General features: G+C 73.3%; 11 protein-coding genes and 1 pseudogene. 2 read left to right on the plus strand and 10 right to left on the minus strand.

Annotated features, from left to right (window positions below):
* Positions 1-189, plus strand: a pseudogene (locus ACIA8O_RS28940) (ATP-binding protein); the annotation flags it as partial.
* A 74-nt stretch (positions 190-263) separates the two neighbouring features.
* Here ACIA8O_RS28940 and cimA read toward each other — a convergent pair.
* The 3 genes from cimA to ACIA8O_RS28955 form a co-directional block, all read right to left on the minus strand.
* Positions 264-1,880, minus strand: coding sequence for a citramalate synthase (cimA, locus tag ACIA8O_RS28945; RefSeq protein ID WP_396296922.1), 1,617 nt, complete (start codon positions 1,878-1,880; stop codon positions 264-266).
* Positions 1,881-2,287: 407 nt separating this feature from the next.
* Positions 2,288-3,400 carry a branched-chain amino acid aminotransferase gene (locus ACIA8O_RS28950; protein ID WP_396296923.1) on the minus strand — a complete coding sequence of 371 codons (1,113 nt, stop codon included), beginning with the start codon at positions 3,398-3,400 and terminating at the stop codon, positions 2,288-2,290.
* A gap of 148 nt (positions 3,401-3,548) precedes the next feature.
* The gene (locus ACIA8O_RS28955; protein WP_396296924.1) at positions 3,549-4,586 is read right to left on the minus strand and encodes a 3-isopropylmalate dehydrogenase; all 1,038 of its coding nucleotides are present in this window, start codon (positions 4,584-4,586) and stop codon (positions 3,549-3,551) included.
* Between the two features lie 141 nt (positions 4,587-4,727).
* On the opposite strand from ACIA8O_RS28955, the gene ACIA8O_RS28960 reads away from it, so the two are divergent.
* Positions 4,728-7,187 (plus strand): YfhO family protein, encoded by a 2,460-nt coding sequence (locus ACIA8O_RS28960; RefSeq protein WP_396296925.1) that lies wholly within the window; start codon positions 4,728-4,730, stop codon positions 7,185-7,187.
* Between the two features lie 179 nt (positions 7,188-7,366).
* On the opposite strand, the gene ACIA8O_RS28965 is transcribed toward ACIA8O_RS28960, so the two are convergent.
* The 7 genes from ACIA8O_RS28965 to ACIA8O_RS28995 all read right to left on the minus strand — a co-directional run bounded on the left by ACIA8O_RS28965 (position 7,367) and on the right by ACIA8O_RS28995 (position 19,828).
* Positions 7,367-10,681, minus strand: a complete 3,315-nt coding sequence (locus ACIA8O_RS28965) for a S8 family serine peptidase (protein WP_396296926.1) — start codon at positions 10,679-10,681, stop codon at positions 7,367-7,369.
* A gap of 218 nt (positions 10,682-10,899) precedes the next feature.
* Positions 10,900-11,046, minus strand: a complete 147-nt coding sequence (locus tag ACIA8O_RS28970) for a hypothetical protein (RefSeq protein WP_396296927.1) — start codon at positions 11,044-11,046, stop codon at positions 10,900-10,902.
* Positions 11,047-11,306: 260 nt separating this feature from the next.
* On the minus strand, positions 11,307-12,887 hold the full coding sequence (gene serA, locus ACIA8O_RS28975; protein ID WP_396296928.1) for a phosphoglycerate dehydrogenase: 1,581 nt from the start codon (positions 12,885-12,887) through the stop codon (positions 11,307-11,309).
* 212 nt (positions 12,888-13,099) lie between these two features.
* Positions 13,100-14,098, minus strand: a complete 999-nt coding sequence (gene ilvC, locus ACIA8O_RS28980) for a ketol-acid reductoisomerase (RefSeq protein WP_396296929.1) — start codon at positions 14,096-14,098, stop codon at positions 13,100-13,102.
* Positions 14,099-14,227: 129 nt separating this feature from the next.
* Positions 14,228-14,752 carry an acetolactate synthase small subunit gene (ilvN, locus tag ACIA8O_RS28985; protein ID WP_396297185.1) on the minus strand — a complete coding sequence of 175 codons (525 nt, stop codon included), beginning with the start codon at positions 14,750-14,752 and terminating at the stop codon, positions 14,228-14,230.
* 36 nt (positions 14,753-14,788) lie between these two features.
* Complete coding sequence (locus ACIA8O_RS28990; protein WP_396296930.1) at positions 14,789-16,636, minus strand: acetolactate synthase large subunit; 1,848 nt, start codon at positions 16,634-16,636, stop codon at positions 14,789-14,791.
* Between the two features lie 303 nt (positions 16,637-16,939).
* Positions 16,940-19,828 carry a putative bifunctional diguanylate cyclase/phosphodiesterase gene (locus ACIA8O_RS28995; RefSeq protein ID WP_396296931.1) on the minus strand — a complete coding sequence of 963 codons (2,889 nt, stop codon included), beginning with the start codon at positions 19,826-19,828 and terminating at the stop codon, positions 16,940-16,942.
* Between the last annotated feature and the right edge of the window lie 71 nt (positions 19,829-19,899).

A 19,899-nucleotide genomic window follows, 5' to 3' on the forward strand; every position in this document is an offset into this window, starting at 1 on the left:
GGACTCCCCTTCGTCGTCGCCCTCAACGGCTTCGACGGACACCAGCCCCACACCCCCGACGAAGTCCGAGAAGCACTCCAACTCGGCCCCGACACTCCCATCATCACCCTCGACGCACGCCGCCGGGACAGCGCCAAGAGCGCCCTCATCACCCTCGTCGAACACGCCCTCCTCGCCCGACTCCGCTGATGGGGGCACGGAAAAGGGCCCACCACCCCCGTGGCGGGCCCTTTCTGACTCCTTGACGTCCGGCTGACGGCCGGTCAGCCCTCCGGGTCGAGGCCGGCCCGGATCAGGCCGTAGGTGTAGGCGTCCTCCAGGGCCAGCCAGGAGGCGCCGATCACGTTGTCCGCCACGCCCACGGTGGACCAGGTGGCCACCCCGTCGGTGGACTCGATCAGCACCCGGGTGCGCGAGCTGGTGCCGTGCGCGCCCTCCATGATGCGGACCTTGTAGTCCACCAGCTCCATCTTGGCCAGCGGCGGGTAGATGTGCTCCAGCGCCGTACGCAGCGCCTGGTCCAGCGCGTGCACCGGGCCGTTGCCCTCACCGGTGGCGATCCTGCGCTCACCCTGGGCCCAGAGCTTCACGGTGGCCTCGTTGCCCGGGGTGCCGTCCGCCAGCTGCTCGCTGATGGTCCGCCAGGACTCCAGGGTGAAGAACCGCACCTTGGCGCCGCGCACCTCGTCGCGGAGCAGCAGCTCGAAGGAGGCGTCGGCCGCCTCGTAGGTGAAGCCGAGGTTCTCCTGCTCCTTGACCTTGGCCACCACCCGGCCGACCAGGTCGCGGTCGGCGGAGAGGTCGTAGCCCAGTTCCTTGCCCTTGAGCTCGATCGAGGCCCGGCCGGCCATGTCGGAGACCAGCATCCGCATGGTGTTGCCGACCAGCTCGGGGTCGATGTGCTGGTAGAGGTCCGGATCCACCTTGATCGCGGAGGCGTGCAGGCCGGCCTTGTGCGCGAAGGCCGAGAAGCCCACGTACGGCTGGTGGGTGGAGGGCGCGAGGTTGACCACCTCGGCGATCGCGTGCGAGATCCGGGTCATCTCGGCCAGCTTCCCGGCGGGCAGCACCCGGCGGTCGTACTTCAGCTCCAGCGCGCCGACCACCGGGAAGAGGTTGGCGTTGCCGACCCGCTCGCCGTAGCCGTTGGCGGTGCACTGCACGTGGGTGGCGCCGGCGTCCACGGCGGCCAGCGTGTTGGCCACCGCGCAGCCGGTGTCGTCCTGGGCGTGGATGCCGAGGCGGGCGCCGGTCTCGGCGATCACGTCGGCGACGATCTCCCGGACACCGCCGGGCAGCATCCCGCCGTTGGTGTCGCAGAGCACCACCACGTCGGCGCCGGCCTCGTGCGCGGTGCGGACCACGGCGAGCGCGTAGTCGCGGTTGGCCTGGTAGCCGTCGAAGAAGTGCTCGCAGTCGATGAACACCCGGCGGCCCAGGGCCTTGAGGTGCTCGACGCTGTCCCGGACCATCTCCAGGTTCTCGTCCAGGGTGGTGCGCAGGGCCAGCTCGACGTGCCGGTCGTGCGACTTGGCCACCAGGGTGACCACCGGGGCGCCGCTGTTGACCAGCGCGGCCAGCTGCGGGTCGTCGGCGGCCTTGCCGCCCGCGCGGCGGGTCGCGCCGAAGGCGACCAGCTGGGCGTGCCTGAGGTCCAGCTCGGCGGCGGCGCGGGCGAAGAACTCGGTGTCGCGCGGGTTGGCCCCGGGCCAGCCGCCCTCGATGAAGCCGACGCCGAACTCGTCCAGGTGCCGGGCGATGGTCAGCTTGTCGGCCACGCTGAGGTTGATGCCCTCGCGCTGGGCGCCGTCGCGCAGCGTGGTGTCGAAGACGTGGAACTCGTCGTTGGGTCGGCTGCTGGCGTTGCTGGCCTCGGTCATGGCCGTCGGTTCTCCGTTTCGGGGAGGTACTGCTCGGTTGGTTGCCGGGATACGAATCCGGCTCCACTGTCCAGCATCCCGCGCGCCTCCCGGTGTCCCCGAGCCCCCTCGTGAGGGGCCGGTGGCCGGTCCGGGAAAACGAAAAGACCCCTCGCGGGTGCGAGAGGTCTGCGCGCGGGTCTGGACGCTGGTGGGCGCTCCGCGTGGTGGTGGTACGGGAGCGGTCACTGCGGACCGGCGCGCCTGCTGCTAATAATCAGCGAAAGCGAGGACACGTTCGCAGTCTGGCACACCATCCGCGATCCGGCCCCCGCGTCTCGCCATCCGGGACGTGTCAGGTCAGCCGGGGGGGCGGATCGAGGTCACCGGAGCCAGGGCGCCCCGGGGAGGGGCGCCCTGAGGGTGGGTCAGAGGATCTTGTGGAGCCAGTTGTGGGTGTCGGGGAGCTGGCCGCCCTGGAGGGCGAGGAGGGTCTTGCGGAGCTCCATGGTGACGGGGCCGGGCTCGCCCTTGCCGACGGTCCAGTCGGCGCGGGCGGACTTGACCGAGCCGACGGGGGTGATGACGGCGGCGGTGCCGCAGGCGAAGACCTCGGTGAGGGTGCCGTCGGCGTTGGCCTCGCGCCACTCGTCGGTGGAGATCTTCCGCTCCTCGACGGCGTAGCCGAGGTCGGCGGCGAGGGTGAGGAGGGAGGCCCGGGTGATGCCGGGGAGCAGGGCGCCGGAGAGCTCGGGGGTGACGATCTTCGCGTCCTTGCCCTCGCCGAAGACGAAGTAGAGGTTCATGCCGCCCATCTCCTCGATCCACCGGTGCTCGGCGGCGTCGAGCCAGACGACCTGGTCGCAGCCCTTCTCGGCGGCCTGGGCCTGGGCGACCAGCGAGGCGGCGTAGTTGCCGGCGCACTTGGCGGCGCCGGTGCCGCCGGGCGCGGCCCGGACGTACTCCTCGGAGAGCCAGACGGAGACCGGCTTCACGCCGCCGGGGAAGTAGGCGCCGGCCGGGGAGGCGATGACCATGAAGAGGTACTCGTTGGCCGGGCGGACGCCCAGGCCGACCTCGGTGGCGAACATGAAGGGCCGCAGGTAGAGGCTCTGCTCGGCCTCCTCGGGCACCCAGGCCTCGTCCTGGCGGACCAGCAGGTCGACGGCCTCGACGAAGGTCTCGACCGGGAGCTCGGGCATGGCCAGGCGGCGGGCGGAGGCGGCGAAGCGCTCGGCGTTGGCGGTCGGGCGGAAGGAGGCGACCGAGCCGTCGGGCTGGCGGTAGGCCTTCATGCCCTCGAAGATCGCCTGGCCGTAGTGCAGGGTCATGTTGGCCGGGTCGATCTCCAGCGGCGCGTAGGGCGTCAGCTGGGCGTCGTGCCAACCCCGGCCCTCGGTCCACCGGATGGTGACCATGTGGTCGGTGAAGACCCGTCCGAAGCCGGGGCTGGTCAGCCGGGCCGCGCGCTCACCGTCGGAGAGCGGGTGCGCGGAGGGCTTGAGGTCGAACGTGATGGGCGCCTGGGTGGGCGTACTCATGACTGTCTGTCCTTCACCGTGGGGTTGGTCCGGGCCGGTACCCACCACTGTGAATGAACACACGAAGGCACGGCCCACTGTCGATACTCGCATCCAGAGGGCCGTGCCGAACAGCCGGTCGGGCTGTGGTTCGTCTGGTTCCGGCCCGTCAGCCGGATACTCGGGCGGCGAGCGCGTCGCCGACCTCGCTGGTGGAGCGGGCACCCGAGCGCTCGGTGAGGTCGGCGGCGACGGCGGCCTCGACCTTGGCGGCCTCCTCGGCGAAGCCGAGGTGGTCCAGCAGCATGGCGACCGAGAGCACGGTGGCGGTCGGGTCGGCCTTGCCCTGGCCGGCGATGTCCGGGGCGGAGCCGTGCACCGGCTCGAACATCGACGGGAAGGCGCCGGTGGGGTTGATGTTGCCGGAGGCGGCCAGGCCGATGCCGCCGGTGACGGCCGCGGCGAGGTCGGTGAGGATGTCGCCGAACAGGTTGTCGGTGACGATCACGTCGAAGCGCTCGGGCTGGGTGACGAAGAAGATCGTCGCCGCGTCCACGTGCAGGTAGTCGGTGGTGACCTCGGGGAACTCCTGGCCGACCTCGGCGAAGATCCGGGACCAGAGGTGGCCGGCGTGCACCAGCACGTTGTTCTTGTGCACCAGGGTGAGCTTCTTGCGCGGGCGGGCGGCGGCGCGCCTGTAGGCGTCGCGGACCACGCGCTCGATGCCGAACGCGGTGTTCAGGCTGACCTCGGTGGCCACCTCGTGCTCGGTGCCGGTGCGCAGGGTGCCGCCGTTGCCGACGTACGGGCCCTCGGTGCCCTCGCGGACCACCACGAAGTCGATCTCCGGGGCGCCGGCCAGCGGGCCCTGGACACCCGGGAAGAGCTTGCCCGGGCGGAGGTTGATGTGGTGGTCGAAGGCGAAGCGGAGCTTCAGCAGCAGACCGCGCTCCAGCACGCCGGACGGGACGCTCGGGTCGCCGATGGCGCCGAGCAGGATCGCGTCGGCGCCCTTGAGCTCCTCCAGCACGGCGTCCGGGAGGGTCTCACCGGTGCGGTGGTAGAGACGGGCACCGAGGTCGTACTCGGTGGTCTCCACCTTGACGTCGGCGGGGAGGGCGGCGGCGAGCACCTTGAGGCCCTCGGCCACGACTTCCTGGCCGATGCCGTCACCGGGGATCACTGCGAGACGAAGGCTGCGAGACATGCGCTCGACAGTACTCCGCGTCCCAAGCGGTGACATCCGATGTCCACCATTCGGACGGCGCTTGGCGGGCCGGTCCGGGCCCCCGCCGCCCTATGCTCGGATCCGGACAAATCATGACGGAACGTCAGGGGTGCCTGGTCGGTGAGCGGCTGGACATCGGCGCGTGGGCGCCGTGCGGAGCTGGGGGCCTCGGGGCTGACGGCGGCGGCCTACACGGCCGCCGTGGCCGCGCGGCAGGAGTACCCGTTCGGCCCAACGGCGGTGGCCGGGGCGGAGTCGGTGCCGTACCACGCGCACCTGCGGGACCTGCTGCACGGCTCCACCACCGGGGACCTGCTGTTCAACTGGGGCAGCGGCTACGGCGCCCCGTTCCTGCCCGACCTCGCCGCCTACCTGGCCAACCCGTTCTCCTGGCCGGCCGCCGCCCTGCTCCCCCGGGGCTCGATCGCGCTCGCCGCCTTCCTGGTCCCGCTGCTCAGCCTGGGCCTGGCCGCCGCCCTGACGACCCGTCTGCTCGGACGGCTGCACCCCGGGCCCGGCTGGCAGCGGGCCCTGCTCGGCGCCGGGTACGGGCTCTGCGCCTGGGTGGTCCAGGACGGCGTGACCACGCCCGCCTGGCTCTGGGGCACCGTCTCGCTGCCGCTGCTCTGCCTGGCCGGGGACTGGTGCCTGCGCGGCCGCCACCGGCTGGTCGGCATCCTGGCGGTGACCGTCGCCCTGGCCGGGAACCTGCCGACCGGAGTGGCCGCCATGGCGGGCGCCGGGCTGGTGCTGCTGCTCCAGCTGGTGCTGACGGACCGTCCGCCCCGGGCCCGGCTGGGCGCGCTCTGGCGGGCCGGCTCGGCCGGACTGCTCGGGGCGCTGCTGGCCGCGCCGGTGGTGACGGTGGGCCTGAAGGCCGCCCGGGCCGCCCAGCCGGGGCCGCTCACCGGCTACCGGGGCGCGCCCGGCCTCGCCGATTACCTGGGCCAACTGCTGCCCGGCGGGCGCCCCGGGCTGCCGCTGCCGGACGTCTCGGTGGGGATGCTCGGGCTGCTGCTGGCGGCCACCCTGCCGTTCAACCGCGGGCTCGCGCGGCGGGAACGGATCGGCTGGCCGCTGCTGCTGGTGCTCGCCGGGGCCGGGCTGGTCTGGCGGCCGGAGGTGCTGCTCTGGCACGACCCCGGGCTGACCACCGGCACCGGCACCCCGTACCTGGCCGCCTTCGTGCTCAGCGGACTGCTGGTGATGGCGGCCTGGGTCTCGCTCTCCCGGCCGCCCGACCTGCCCGCGCTGGCGGGCGGGGCGGGGGTGGTGGCGGTGGTGGTGACGGTGGCCCAGGTCGGGGGCGGCGGGCTGACCGGGGCCACGTGGGTGCTGGTCACGGCGGGCGGGGCGGTGGTGGCCGCCGGGCTGTGGCTGCTGCGGCGGGGCGGGGCCGAACGGGCGGTGGCGGCCGGGCTGACGGTGGCGGTGGTGGCGGGGGCCTCGTACGCGGCGTACGCGGGCGCTCCGACCGGCGGGGCACAGGTGGACGCGGGGCAGGCGCGGGAGGCGTACCGGGTCCTGCGGGCGGAGCGGACCTGGCCGGACGGGCGGGCCGACCCCGGGCCGCACGCGTTCACCGACAACGACCCGATGCTGCTGGACGGCCAGGGCGGCGGCTACCGCTCCGACCGGCTGCCGCGCGTCACCGCGGAACTGCTGCACGACCTCGGGGCCGGCTGGTACTCCGGCGGGCGGCAGACGCTCAGCCCGGCGGACCCGGTCGGGCGGGCGGTGTTCGGGGTGCGGACCTTCCTGGCGGACGGGGGCGGCGGGTTCGTGGTGGGGCGGGCGGGTGCCGCGGCGCCGCTGGTGACGGTGCGGGCGGGGGTGCCGGTGGTGGACGGGTCCTCGGTGTGGGCCCGTCAGGGATCGCTGCTCGATGCCCGGAACCTGTACGAGGTACCGGAGTTGACGCCGGTGGGGGGTTCCGCCGGGCCGACCCCGCACGGCAGCAGCGGGTGGTCGGTGCCGGCCGGCGGGGCGGGGTTCGAGGCGAGCTGCTCCCCCGGCTCGACGGCGTACTTCCACGGGCCCTGGTACGCGGGGACGGTGAGCGCCCTGGGCACCGAGTACGTCAGCGCGGGGCAGCAGCCCGTGGTCTCGGAACCGGTGCACCCGCTCGGGACCGTCCCGGGTGACGGACGGATCCGGCTCCTCCTGCGGGCCGGGGCGGTGACCCAGGTCCCGGAGCGGCCGCTCGGGTGCCTGGCGCCGGGAGCCCTGGAACGGGCGGTGGCGGGACTGACCGCGGCGGAACGGGTGACGGCCGGCGGGCACACCCTGACGGCCGAGCTGCCGGTCGGGGCCATCGGCACCGCGGTGGTCGCCGCCCCGGCGGTGGAGGGCTGGACCTGCCGCGTGAACGGCGGGCCGGAGCGGGTGCCCGGCTCCTACCTCGGCCTGATCGCCGTCCCCCTCGGCGACGCCGCCACCACCGTCTCGTGCTCCTACCGCCCACCGGGCCTCACCGACGGCCTGGCCATCAGCGCGGCCGCACTGGCCGTGCTGGCCGCGGTCGTCCTGCTCTCCCTGGCCCGGCGGCGCCCGCAGCGGAACCGCCCGGAGGGCGAATAGGGGCGCGGGGAACTGCGCGCTGCGGAAGGACGAAACCCGTGTGCCGGGTACGGACAGCCACTTGCAAGTGAGCCTCCGTACCCGGCACACGGGTCGTCAACTTCCGATTCGCGCAGTTCCTCGCGCCCCTGGGTCGCCGCCTTCCGGCTGCCCGGAGGGTCTCACCAGCGATGCTCCACCTACCGAAGCCGGACCACCTCGGTGCGGCGGCCGTCGGGGTTGAGGTGGTGGAGCAGGAGGAGCCGGTCCGCGGCGGGGTTGCGGCGGCGGATCTCCAGGGCGGTGCCGGGCTGTTCGGGGGTGGCGACGGCGGCGGGGCCGGCCGCGCCCGCGCGGATGTCGAGGGCGGGGGCCAGGACGTCGAGGGCCAGGGTGGGGCGGCCGTCCTTGAGGCCGATCGAGGAGAGGGCCTCGGCCGCGTCGGGCAGGCCGGGGGCGGCGAAGCCGGTCCAGAGGGCGTAGCGGATCCGGGAGGTGGACTGCCGCAGGCCGGGGAGTTTGGCGAGCCGGACGGGGAGGACCAGGGCGTCGGTGTCGAGCAGGTCGGTGTCGGTGTCGCCCCAACGGGCGTTCAGCGGCTGGACGTCGAGCTCCTCCCCGCTCTTGGCGTCGTAGGTCCGGGCGACCAGGACGTCGCTGCCCTTGAGGCGGTCGGCGGCGACCACCACGTCGGTCTGCTGGTCGCCGTCGGTGTCCAGCGAGGCCCGGACGGCGAACTGGCCGACGGGGGTGGGGGCGGCGGCCCAGAGCGCGGCGGCCAGGTAGAGGGTGCCGTTCTCCAGGGGTTCGCCGCCGACCGCGGGGGCGTCGCTGGCGGCCCCGGCGGCCCGGAGGTTGGCCGCCCGGTCGGCGGGTCGGGTGACGCAGAGGTCCGGGCTCACGTCTTGTTTGACCGCAGCCTGCTCGGCGGCGGCCCCGGGCGGGCAGTCCGGCCAGCGGGGGGCCTCGCCGCCGAGGGCGAAGGCGGAGAGCAGGCCGCCGACGGCGGCGGGTGCCGCGGTGCCGGTGAGGGTGAGCAGGGAGCTGGTCCGGCCGAGCCGGGCCTGCTGACCGGCCGTCAGGTCGGAGGCGGCGCGCGGCGCGGCGAACAGCGGCACCCGGAGCTCCGGCGCCGTGCCCTCCGCGGGGGTGAGCAGCAGGCGGCCGGAGAGCTCGCCGCGGTAGCTGCGGGCCTTGCCGCCCTGGATGAGGTCCAGGGTCGGGTCCGGTGCGCGGTCGAGCCGGCCGGGCACCCGGAGGGTGACCTTGACCCGGGCGGTGCCGCCGGCCGGGACGGTCACCCGGGCGGGGGTCAACTCGAAGGCGGTGCCGGGTACTTCGGTGGCGGCGGCGTAGCCGGTGCGGTACTCCAGCGGGCGGTCGGCGAAGCTGTGCAGCTCCACCTCGCGGGTGAGCGCGGTGGGGCCGGTGACCGGGACGGGGCCGAAGGAGAGGCCGACCGCGCCGTCCACCGCCTCGCCGGCCGCGTAGGCGACCACGGGGGTGGCGACGGCCCGGTCGACCCGGACCCGTCCGGCGCCGGTGCGTTCGGGGCCGTGGACCGGGCCCGACTGCCCGTCACCGAGCCAGGTGTCCCCGGCGGTGTTCATCAGGGCGGCCTTGACCTGGGCCACCGTCCAGTCGGGGTGGACGTCGCGGACCAGGGCGGCCAGGCCGGCCACGTGCGGGGAGGCCATCGAGGTGCCGTCCTCGCGCATGCCGCCGGAGCCGGAGCCGACCTTGGCGGACCAGATGGTCTCGCCGGGGGCGGCGAGGTCGGGCTTGACCAGGCCGGGCAGGCCGATGCCGCGGGAGGTGAAGGAGGTCAGGGTGTCCGTGCGCTGCGGCTGCTCCTGGGCCACCGCGCCGTGCAGGGGGTTGCCCGGGGTGGCCAGCTGGACGGTGACCGGGCCGGCCTCGGCGGCCTTGCGCAGGCGCTCGCCGTCGGCCCTGGCCAGGATGGCGGCCGGGATGCGGTCGTTCCCGGCGATCTCGCCGAGGTGGTCGCCGTCGGCGGCGAACAGGGTGCCGACGGCTCCGGCGTCGGCGGCGTTGTTGGCCCGGGGCGCGGAGCCGCAGGCCCGGTCGGGCTCGCGGGTGCTCCAGGCCAGCACGGCGATCCGGTCCTTGAGCCGGGCCGCGTCGGCGGCGGAGAAGGGCTTGCAGCCGTCCGACTGGTCGGCGGGCAGGGCGAGTTGCCCCTGCACCTCGCGGTCGTCCCAGTGCTGGTACTTGGCGCTCCAGTGTGCCGGGACGAGACCGGCCAGGGATTCGGGGGCGAGCACCCGCAGGCCGTCGGCGTCGCCGTGCGGGTCGACCGAGGCGGCCACCGTGAGCACCCGGGGGGCGGTGCCGGGGCTGCCGCCGATGGCGTACACGTCGCCCTCGTTGCCGGCCGCCGCGACCACCACGGTGCCGAGCGCGGCGAGCCGGTCGGCGGTGAGGGCGTCGGCGTCGTCGGGGCCGCCGAACGGGCTGCCGAGCGAGAGGTTGACCACGTCCAGACGGTCCGTCAGGTCGCCGTCCTGGTCCGGGTCGGCGGCCAGGTCGAGCGCCTCGGTGAGCTGGTCGGTGGAGCCGGAGCAGCCGAAGACCCGGATCGGGTAGAGCCGGGCCTCGGGGGCCGCGCCGGGGCCGACCTTGAAGCCGGCCGGGTCCAGGCCGGGCCGGTACGGGCCGTGGTAGGTGGCGCCGGCCGAGGTGACGCCGTAGCCGGCGGCGGTGCCGGCCACGTGGGTGCCGTGGCCGTTGAGGGCGCAGTCCAGCGGGTTGTCGTCGGGCACCGGGTGGCTGCCCTCGTCCGAGGAGGGGTCGTAGGCGTCGCCGACCAGGTCCTTGCCGCCGAAGACCTTCTCGGTCGGGAAGAGCTCCTTCGGTGCGGTCCTGGCGCCGTCGACGGCCTTGAACGCCGCCTCGGTGCCGGGGCCGCCGAAGTCCGCGTGGGTGTAGTCCAGGCCGGAGTCGATGATGCCGATGCTGACGCCGCGTCCGGTGGAGCCGGTGGAGCCCTCCGGGCCGGCCCAGACGGCGGGGGCGCCGGTGAGCGGGACCGAGTGGGAGTTGACCCGTTCCTTGAGTGCGATCGGGTGCACCGCGCGCACCCCGGGCAGCCGGGCCAGGCCGGGCACCGCGGCGGCGGGCACGTTCACCGCGATCCCGGAGAGCAGCGTGTGGGTGCGGTAGAGCTCGTGCGCCGCGGGCACCGACCGCCGTACCGCGTCGGCCAGCCGGCCGGCCGCGCGGTCGGTGGCGCGGCGCCGTTCGGCGCCGGCCTCGGCCCCGGCCCGGCGGACCGCCTCGGGGCCGCGGCGCTGGCGCCGGGCCTCCGCGGTGGCCTGCTGCCAGGCCGCGGCGGCGGACTCGGTGTCGAGCTCCAGCAGGACGCTTCGGCGGCCCGCCGGGTCGTGGTCGGTCGTGGCGCGCTCGGCCGCCGCACCGGAGAGCGGTACGGCGGCGAGGGCGAGCGAGCCGGTCAGCAGCAGGGTGCCGAGCCGGACGAGGGTGGTGGTGCGCAAGGGCCTGTCTCCCCCGGCAGGGGTTGCGGTAGGCCCGCGCCGTGCGGAGCTCGATCACCCTTCCGGAGGCACCAAATTAGGATCATCGCGCCGGGTCCGGCGAGCACCGTCCCTCCTTGGAGTCGCGGTTGCACTCCTGTGGGTGACGGATCGTCAGGCGTTCGGCGCAGCGCCCGTGACCTGCGGCGCGACCCGGCGCTGCGACCGGCTCGCGGGGCTCAGTGCCCGGTCGAGCCGCCGTTGTCGCGGCGGTCCAGCGAGCGCTGCAGGGCGGCGTTGGCGCGGGGGTCGGACTGGGCGCGGCGACGGCGGCGGGGGGCCGTGGTCTCGGCGGCGGAGGCGTGGCGGTCGGTGGTGGTGGGCATACCGAACTCCTTGAGTCGTACGCGTGGGGTGAGGGATTTCGGGTACGCCGGGCAGGGGTCGCCTGCCATGGGTGCGTACGGACACACGGGCCACGCACCCTCGTTGGAGGGGTGGCACACCGTATGACTCCTTCACGGTACGACGCCCGGCGGTTCCTGTCTGCACGGATAGTTGGATTTCCTAGTATCTGAGACGGGACTCACCCGGGAGACGGAAAGGGCCCGGTCCGCCGCAGCGGACCGGGCCCTCTGACGTGCTGTCAGCCGAGGTTCACCGAACGGGCGAAGCGCGCGCCGATCGCCGTGGAGATCTCGGCCAGGACCTCCTGGGAGACCTCGCTGTCCACGGTGATCGAGGCGAGCGCCTCGGAGCCGTCGCGGGCGACCTGCATGCCCGCGATGTTGATGCCGGCGTCGCCGAGGATCTTGCCGAGGGTGCCGACCACGCCGGGGCGGTCCTCGTACTTGAAGAAGGCCATGTGGTCGGTGAGCGCGACGTCCACGTCGAAGGCGTCCACGCCGACGATCTTCTGGGTCTGCTTCGGGCCGGCCAGGGTGCCGGAGATGGCGACCTCCGAGCCGTCGGACAGGGTGCCGCGGACGGTGATCACGTTGCGGTGCTCGGGGGACTCGCTGGAGGTGGTGAGGCGGACCTCGACACCGCGCTCCTGGGCGAACAGCGGGGCGTTGACGTAGGACACCGTCTCGGCCACCACGTCCTCGAACACGCCCTTCAGGGCGGAGAGTTCGAGCACCTTGACGTCGTGCTGGGTGATCTCGCCGCGCACCTCGACGTCGAGGCGGACGGCCACCTCGCCGGCCAGCGCGGTGAAGATCCGGCCGAGCTTCTCGGCCAGCGGCAGGCCCGGACGGACGTCCTCGGCGATCACGCCGCCCTGGACGTTGACCGCGTCCGGCACCAGCTCGCCCGCGAGGGCGAGGCGGACCGACCTGGCGACGGCGATGCCGGCCTTCTCCTGGGCCTCGTCGGTGGAGGCGCCCAGGTGCGGGGTGGCCACCACGTTGTCGAAGCCGAACAGCGGGGAGTCGGTGCACGGCTCCTTGGCGTAGACGTCCAGGCCGGCGCCGGCCACCCGGCCGTCGCGCAGCGCGGAGGCCAGGGCCGCCTCGTCCACGATGCCGCCGCGGGCGGCGTTGACGATGCGCACGCTCGGCTTGACCTTGTGCAGCGCCTCGTCGCCGATCAGGCCGATCGTCTCGGGGGTCTTGGGGAGGTGCACGGTGATGAAGTCGGAGACCTCCAGCAGCTCCTCGAGGGAGAGCAGCTTGACGCCCATCTGGGCCGCGCGGGCGGCCTGGATGTAGGGGTCGTAGGCCACGATCTTCATGCCGAAGGCGGACATCCGCTGGGCGACCAGGACGCCGATCCGGCCGAGGCCGACCACGCCGAGGGTCTTCTCGCTCAGCTCGACGCCGGTGTACTTGTTGCGCTTCCACTCGCCCTGCTTGAGCGCGGCGTTGGCGGGCGCGATGTTGCGGGCGACCGAGATCAGCAGGCCGCAGGCGAGCTCGGCGGCGGTGACGATGTTGGAGGTCGGGGCGTTCACGACCATCACGCCGGCCTTGGTGGCGGCGGAGACGTCCACGTTGTCCAGGCCGACGCCCGCGCGGGCGACCACCTTGAGCTTCTTGGCGGCGGCCAGCGCCTCGGCGTCCACCTTGGTGGCGGAGCGGATCAGGATGGCGTCCACGTCCGCGATGGCGGTCAGCAGCTCGGTGCGGTCCGCGCCGTTGCACTGCCGGATCTCGAAGTCCGGGCCCAGCGCGTCGACGGTGGCGGGAGACAGCTCTTCGGCGATGAGTACTACGGATTTGCTCACGACAGTGTTGTCCTTAACTGTCCGGTTCCCAGGGCCCTCACGAAGGTGGCGTGGCAGGGCGGGGGAAGGTGGCATGCCGCGTAGGTAGACGCACGACGCTGTGGGCCTGACGCGCACTCGGAAGTGTATCGACGGTGATGCGCATCGGCTGCTCCCGTCCGGCGAAATCACCCGGACGGGAACAGCCGTTGTGTACAAGCGGGTTGTGCGGGTTACGCGTTCTCGTCGACCCAGCTCATCAGCTTGCGCAGCTTCTTGCCGGTGGTCTCCAGCAGGTGCTCGGAGTCGGCGTTCTTGTACTCGTTGTACTTCGGCAGGCCCGCCTTGTACTCGGCGATCCAGGTGTTGGCGAAGGTGCCGTCCTGGATCTCCGCGAGGACCTTCTTCATCTCGGCCTTGGTGTCGGCGGTGATGATGCGCGGGCCGGTGACGTAGTCGCCCCACTCGGCGGTCTCCGAGATGGACCAGCGCATCTTCTCCAGGCCGCCCTCGTACATCAGGTCGACGATGAGCTTCAGCTCGTGGAGGCACTCGAAGTAGGCGATCTCTGGCTGGTAGCCGGCCTCGACCAGGGTCTCGAAACCGGCCTTGACCAGGGCGGCGGTGCCACCGCAGAGGACGGCCTGCTCACCGAACAGGTCGGTCTCGGTCTCCTCGGTGAAGGTGGTCTTGATGACGCCGGCCTTGGTGGCGCCGATGCCCTTGGCGTAGGAGAGCGCCAGGTCGAAGGCCTTGCCGGTGGCGTCCTGCTCGACGGCCACGATGGCGGGGACGCCGCGGCCCTCCTGGTACTGGCGGCGGACCAGGTGGCCCGGGCCCTTCGGGGCGACCATGCAGACGTCGACGTCGGCCGGGGGCTTGATGAAGCCGAAGCGGATGTTCAGGCCGTGGCCGAAGAACAGCGCGTCGCCGGCCTTCAGGTGCGGGGCGATGTCCGCCTCGTAGACGTCGGCCTGGATCGGGTCCGGCACCAGGATCATGATGACGTCGGCCTCGGCGGCGGCCTCGGCGGCGGTGACCACGCGCAGGCCCTCCTCCTCCGCCTTCGCCTTGGAGGAGGAGCCCTCCTTGAGGCCGACCCGGACGTCCACGCCGGAGTCGCGCAGCGACAGCGCGTGGGCGTGGCCCTGGCTGCCGTAGCCGATGATCGCGACCTTGCGGCCCTGGATGATCGAGAGGTCGGCGTCGTCTTCGTAGAACAGCTCGGCCACGGGGGCACATCTCCTTGCGTGGTGGTGATGCCGGGTCCTGCAGGTCCTACCGTACGTGGACCCGGCGGGGGTGTGGGGCGGTGCTTCAGGGTGTGAGACGACGGGTCGTCAGAGGTCTTGCGGGGCCGGTCAGGCGCTGCGGTCGAGCGCCCGGAGCGAGCGGTCCGTGATCGAACGGGCGCCGCGGCCGATGGCGACCAGGCCGGACTGCACCAACTCCTTGATGCCGTACGGCTCCAGCATCTTGAGCATGGCCTCCAGCTTGTCCGAACTGCCGGTGGCCTCGATGGTCACCGCGTCCGGCGAGACGTCGACCGTCTTGGCGCGGAACAGCTGGACGATCTCGACGATCTGCGAGCGCGACTCGGCGTCGGCGCGGACCTTCACCAGGACCAGCTCGCGCTGCACGGCGGCGGCCTGGTCGAGTTCGACGATCTTTATCACGTTGACCAGCTTGTTGAGCTGCTTGGTGACCTGCTCCAGCGGGAGGTCCTCCACGTTGACCACGATGGTCATCCGGGAGATGTCCGGGTGCTCGGTCGGGCCGACCGCGAGCGAGTCGATGTTGAAGCCCCGACGGGAGAACAGGGCGGCGATGCGGGCGAGCACGCCGGGCTTGTTCTCGACCAGGACGGAGAGGGTGTGCTTGGACATGGTGGTCATGGACTCTCTATCGGTTGGTCAGGGCAGTCAGTCGAGGTCGTCGCCGAAGTCCGGGCGCACGTCCCGGGCGGCGAGGATCTCGTCGTTGCTGGTGCCGGCGGCCACCATCGGCCAGACCATGGCGTCCTGGTGGACGATGAAGTCGATGACGACCGGGCGGTCGTCGATCGCCATCGCCTGCTCGATCACCTTGTCCAGGTCCTCCGGGCGCTCGCAGCGCAGGCCGACGCAGCCCATCGCCTCGGAGAGCATCACGAAGTCCGGGATGCGGGTGCCCTGGGCCGGCGCCTCGATGCCGTCGTGCTCCGGGCCGGAGTGCAGCACGGTGTTGGAGTAGCGCTGGTTGTAGAAGAGGGTCTGCCACTGGCGGACCATGCCGAGGGAGCCGTTGTTGATGACGGCGACCTTGATCGGGATGTTGTTCAGCGCGCAGGTGACCAGTTCCTGGTTGGTCATCTGGAAGCAGCCGTCACCGTCGATCGCCCAGACCGTGGTGTCCGGCTTGCCCGCCTTGGCGCCCATCGCGGCCGGGACGGCGTAGCCCATGGTGCCCGCGCCGCCCGAGTTGAGCCAGGTGGCCGGCTTCTCGAACCGGATGAACTGCGAGGCCCACATCTGGTGCTGGCCGACGCCCGCCGCGTAGATGGCGTCCGGGCCGACCAGCTGCCCGATCCGCTCGATCACCTGCTGCGGGGACAACCCGCCCTCGGGGGCGGCCTCGTAGCCCAGCGGGAAGGTGGTCTTCCACTCGTTGAGCTTCTCCCACCAGGCGGTGTAGTCGCCCTTGTGGCCGGCGTCGAACTCGGCCTGGACGGCGACGATCAGATCGGCGATCACCTCGCGGGCGTCACCGACGATCGGCACGTCGGCCGGGCGGTTCTTGCCGATCTCGGCCGGGTCGATGTCGGCGTGCACGACCTTCGCGAACGGCGCGAAGCTGTCCAGCTTGCCGGTGACCCGGTCGTCGAAGCGGGCGCCCAGGGTGAAGAGCAGGTCCGACTTCTGCAGCGCGGTGACGGCCGGGACGGAGCCGTGCATGCCGGGCATGCCCAGGTGCTGCGGGTGGCTGTCCGGGAAGACGCCGAGCGCCATCAGGGTGGTGACCACCGGGGCGCCGGTCAGCTCGGCCAGGATCCGCAGCTCGGCGCTGGCCTGCGCCTTGAGCACGCCGCCGCCGACGTAGAGCACCGGGCGCTTGGCGTTGACCAGCAGCTTGGCGGCCTCGCGGATCTGCTTGGCGTGCGGCTTGGTCACCGGGCGGTACCCGGGCAGCGAGGTCTCCACCGGCCAGCGGAAGGTGGTGGTGGCCTGCAGCGCGTCCTTGGCGATGTCGACCAGGACCGGGCCGGGGCGGCCGGTGGCGGCGATGTGGAAGGCCTCGGCGATCACCCGGGGGATCTCGGCCGGGTCGGTCACCAGGAAGTTGTGCTTGGTGATCGGCATCGTGATGCCGCAGATGTCCGCCTCCTGGAAGGCGTCGGTGCCGATCGCCTTGGAGGAGACCTGGCCGGTGATCGCGACCATCGGGACGGAGTCCATGTAGGCGTCGGCGATCGGGGTGACCAGGTTGGTCGCGCCCGGGCCGGAGGTCGCCATGCAGACGCCGACCCGGCCGGTGGCCTGCGCGTAGCCGGTGGCGGCGTGGCCGGCGCCCTGCTCGTGCCGGACCAGGATGTGACGGACCTTCTGGGAGTCCATCAGCGGGTCGTAGGCGGGGAGGATGGCGCCACCCGGGATGCCGAAGACGGTGTCCGCGCCCACGGCCTCGAGCGAGCGGATGAGGGACTGCGCACCGGTCATGGTCTCGACCACGCTGGGCGCGGGAGCGTGGGCGGCCGGGGTGTCCCCGCGGCGGGGGGCGGCGTGCTCGGTCATCTGCCTGTCTCTTCTCGGGTTCTGCCGTCCGCCAGGTGAGGGACCTGGTGGCGGTCGCCGGTCCTGCCTCCATCGTCCACCCGGCCCGTGTGAGGGGCTCGTACGTGGGCGAATCGGCCGGGGTATTGCCTCTTCGAACAGTTCCAGTGCAACAAAAAACCCCTCGTGCCAAGGGCATGCGAGGGGTGGCGCGTCGGTCTCTCCCGAGCGGGGCGTGGTGTGCCCGCTCTAGCCGACGCGCCCGCCAAGTACGAGAATTCGGGTGCGCATGGCACCGACCTTCCTCCTCGGCGGGGTGACGTGTCAAGCAGGTGGGACGGAGGTCTCATCATGCGGACGGGCCCATGGACCGGGCAGCGGGAGGCGTCCGGGCAGGTCGGAGACGTTCTGGTGGTGCGCGGGGCGGCTCCCGGTGATCTCCGGGTGGCCACCCGAACGGGCGTCTGCGGCCAGGTAGGCGCGGCGCGCGGAGAGCGGGCCGAGCGGCTTGGGCAGCGGGTAGACCCGGCGCAGCAGCGCCCGGCGCAGCCGGTGCTCGTCCAGCGGCTGGGAGAAGGCCAGGCCCTGCCCCTGGCGGCAGCCCAACTCCTGGAGCACGGCGACCTGGCGCGGGTGGTCCACCCCCTCGGCGGAGGTGACCAGGCCGAGGTCGCGGCCCAGCCGGAGCGCGTGCCCGGCCAGCGCGCGGGTGAGCGTGGAGTCGGCCACGTCCTGGACCAGCGAGCGGTCCAGCTTGAGCGCGTCCAGCGGCAGCCGGGCCAGCGCGCCGAGCGAGCCGCCGCCGGCGCCGAAGCCGGCCACCGCGGTGGACACCCCGTGCCGGCGCAGCGCGTCGAGCCGGCGGCCCAGCTCGTCGGCCTGCGCGTCGGGCCCGGTGCGGGCCAGCTCGATCACCAACTGCTGGGCGGGCAGGCCGGTTTCGCGGAGCACCGCGACCACCGCCTCGTACATGCCGGGGGCGCACAGCCGTTCGGCCGAGAGCCGGACCGCGACCGGGACCGCGACCATCCGCGGCCCGCCGCGGCGGGCCGCCGCGGTGACCGTCTCGTGCAGCATCCAGCGGGCGAAGCGGGTGGCCGCGTCGCCCTGCTCGGCGGTGCGCAGGAACTCGGCGGGGGTGAGCAGCAGGCCCTGGGCGGAGCGCCACCTGGCCTGGGCCTCGACGCCCGTCACGGCGCCGGTGGCGAGGTCCACCAGGGGCTGGTGGAGCAGGGTGAAGGTGCCCTCCCGGACGGCCAGCCGCAGGCGGTCCTCCAGCTCGGTCCGGCGCTCCAACTCGGCCCGCATGGCCGGGTGGTAGAGCACCACCCGGCCCTTGCCCTCGGACTTGGCCCGGTACATCGCCAGGTCCGCGTCGCGCATCAGCTCGTCGGCCCGCAGCCCGTCCGGCCCGTGCTCGTGGGCACCCGGGGCCGGGGGGGCGAAGGCGATGCCGATGCTGGCCGCCACGCCGAGCTCGGCGCCGCCGATCCAGTACGGCTCGGAGAGCGCCGAGCGCAGCCGGTCGGCCAGCTCCTGCACCTGGACCCGGCCGAGCCGGCCGGAGACCAGCGCGGCGAACTCGTCGCCGCCGAACCGGGCCACGGTGTCCCCGGCCCGGACGGCGCCCTGGAGCCGCCGGGCGGCCTGCACCAGCAGCTCGTCGCCGACCTGGTGCCCGGCGGAGTCGTTGACCGCCTTGAAGCCGTCCAGGTCGAGGAAGAGCACCGCGACCGTCTCGCCGTCCTGGCCGCCGGCCAGGGCGGCTCCCAGGCGCTCGGTGAACAGCGCCCGGTTCGGCAGGTCGGTGAGCGGGTCGTGGAACGCGTTGTGCTGCAACTGGGCCTGGAGCATGACCCGTTCGGTGACGTCCCGGCTGTTCAGGATCAGCCCGTCCCGGTACCGGTTGACGGTGGACTCGACGTGCAGCCACTCGCCGCCGCCGGAGCGGACCCGGCACTCGACCCGGGCCGAGGGCTCGGAGATGCCGTCCGGCAGGCCCTTCATCAGCCGCTTGACCTCGGCCAGCACCCGGTCGACGTCCTCCGGGTGGACCAGGTTGAGCAGGTTCCCGCCGACCAGGTCCTCCGGGTCGCGGCCGTAGACGCCGAGCGCGGCCGGGGAGACGTAGGAGAGCACGCCGGTGCCGCCGGAGATCATGATGACGTCGCTGGAGCCCTGCACCAGGGAGCGGAAGTGCGCCTCCTTCTGGGCCAGCTCCTGGGCCAGCGAGAGGTTGTCCAGCAGGGTGACGCCCTGACGGAGGATCAGCGCCAGGCCGACGGTGCAGGCCGCGGCCACCACCACCCGGTCCAGGTGGTGGCCGCCGAGCGCGTTGTAGAGGATGCCGACGGTGCAGACGGCGGCCGCCACGTACGGGGTGAGCGCGCTGAAGGTGGTGGAGACCCGGCGGCGCGGGGCGCCGCCGACCGAGGGGTGCAGGCGGCTGGGCGCGCCAGCCCCCCGGGGTGCCCAGGGGGCCCAGGCCAGCAGCACGCTGCCGGCGAACCAGCCGGCGTCCAGCAGGCCGCCGGAGTGGTAGGTGCTGCGCAGCTCGGGCGAGGTGAACAGGGCGTCGCAGACCACCGTGAGGGCCAGGCCGACCATCGCGGTGTGCACCGCCGCGCGGTTGCCGTCCCGGCGGCGGAAGCGCAGGCCGACCACCAGGCTGACCAGCAGGATGTCCAGCACGGGGTAGGCCAGGCCGAGGGCCAGCTTGAGCGGGTCGTCCCCCTCCCCCGCCGCGACCCGGCCGAGCGCCAGGCTCCAGCTCAGGGTGAACAGCGAGCCGGCCACCAGCCAGCCGTCCAGCAGCAGGCAGAGCCAGCCGGCCGCGGTGCGCGGGCGCTGGGCCAGTACCAGCAGGCCGGTGATGGCGAGCGGGGCGAAGAGCAGGAAGGCGTACTCCGCCAGCGAGTCCGGCGGCAGGGTGGTGCCGAGCACCACCTCGTACCAGCCCCAGGTGCCGTTCCCGAAGGCGACCATCGAGGAGGAGAGGCCGAACAGCAGCCAGGCCGGGCGGGCCGGGCCGGCCGTGGTGCAGGCGTGCAGCAGGCAGGAGAGCGCGGCGGCCAGCGCGGCCCCGGCGAGGCCGAAGTCCCCCATGAACAGGGCGAGTCGGGGGGAGCCCCAGCCGAGGGCGGCACCCACCGCGTACCCGAGGCAGAGCACCGCCAGCAGGGCGCCGGGGGGACGGACCGCGCGGAAGTTCACTCGACCTCTCCCCCACGCCGTACCGGTGTTCCCGGTCCGGACCCTACACCAATTCCGTCACTCAATGACAC

Origin of the sequence: Kitasatospora sp. NPDC051853 (assembly GCF_044452665.1) — a bacterium.
Classification (GTDB): Bacteria; Actinomycetota; Actinomycetes; order Streptomycetales; family Streptomycetaceae; genus Kitasatospora.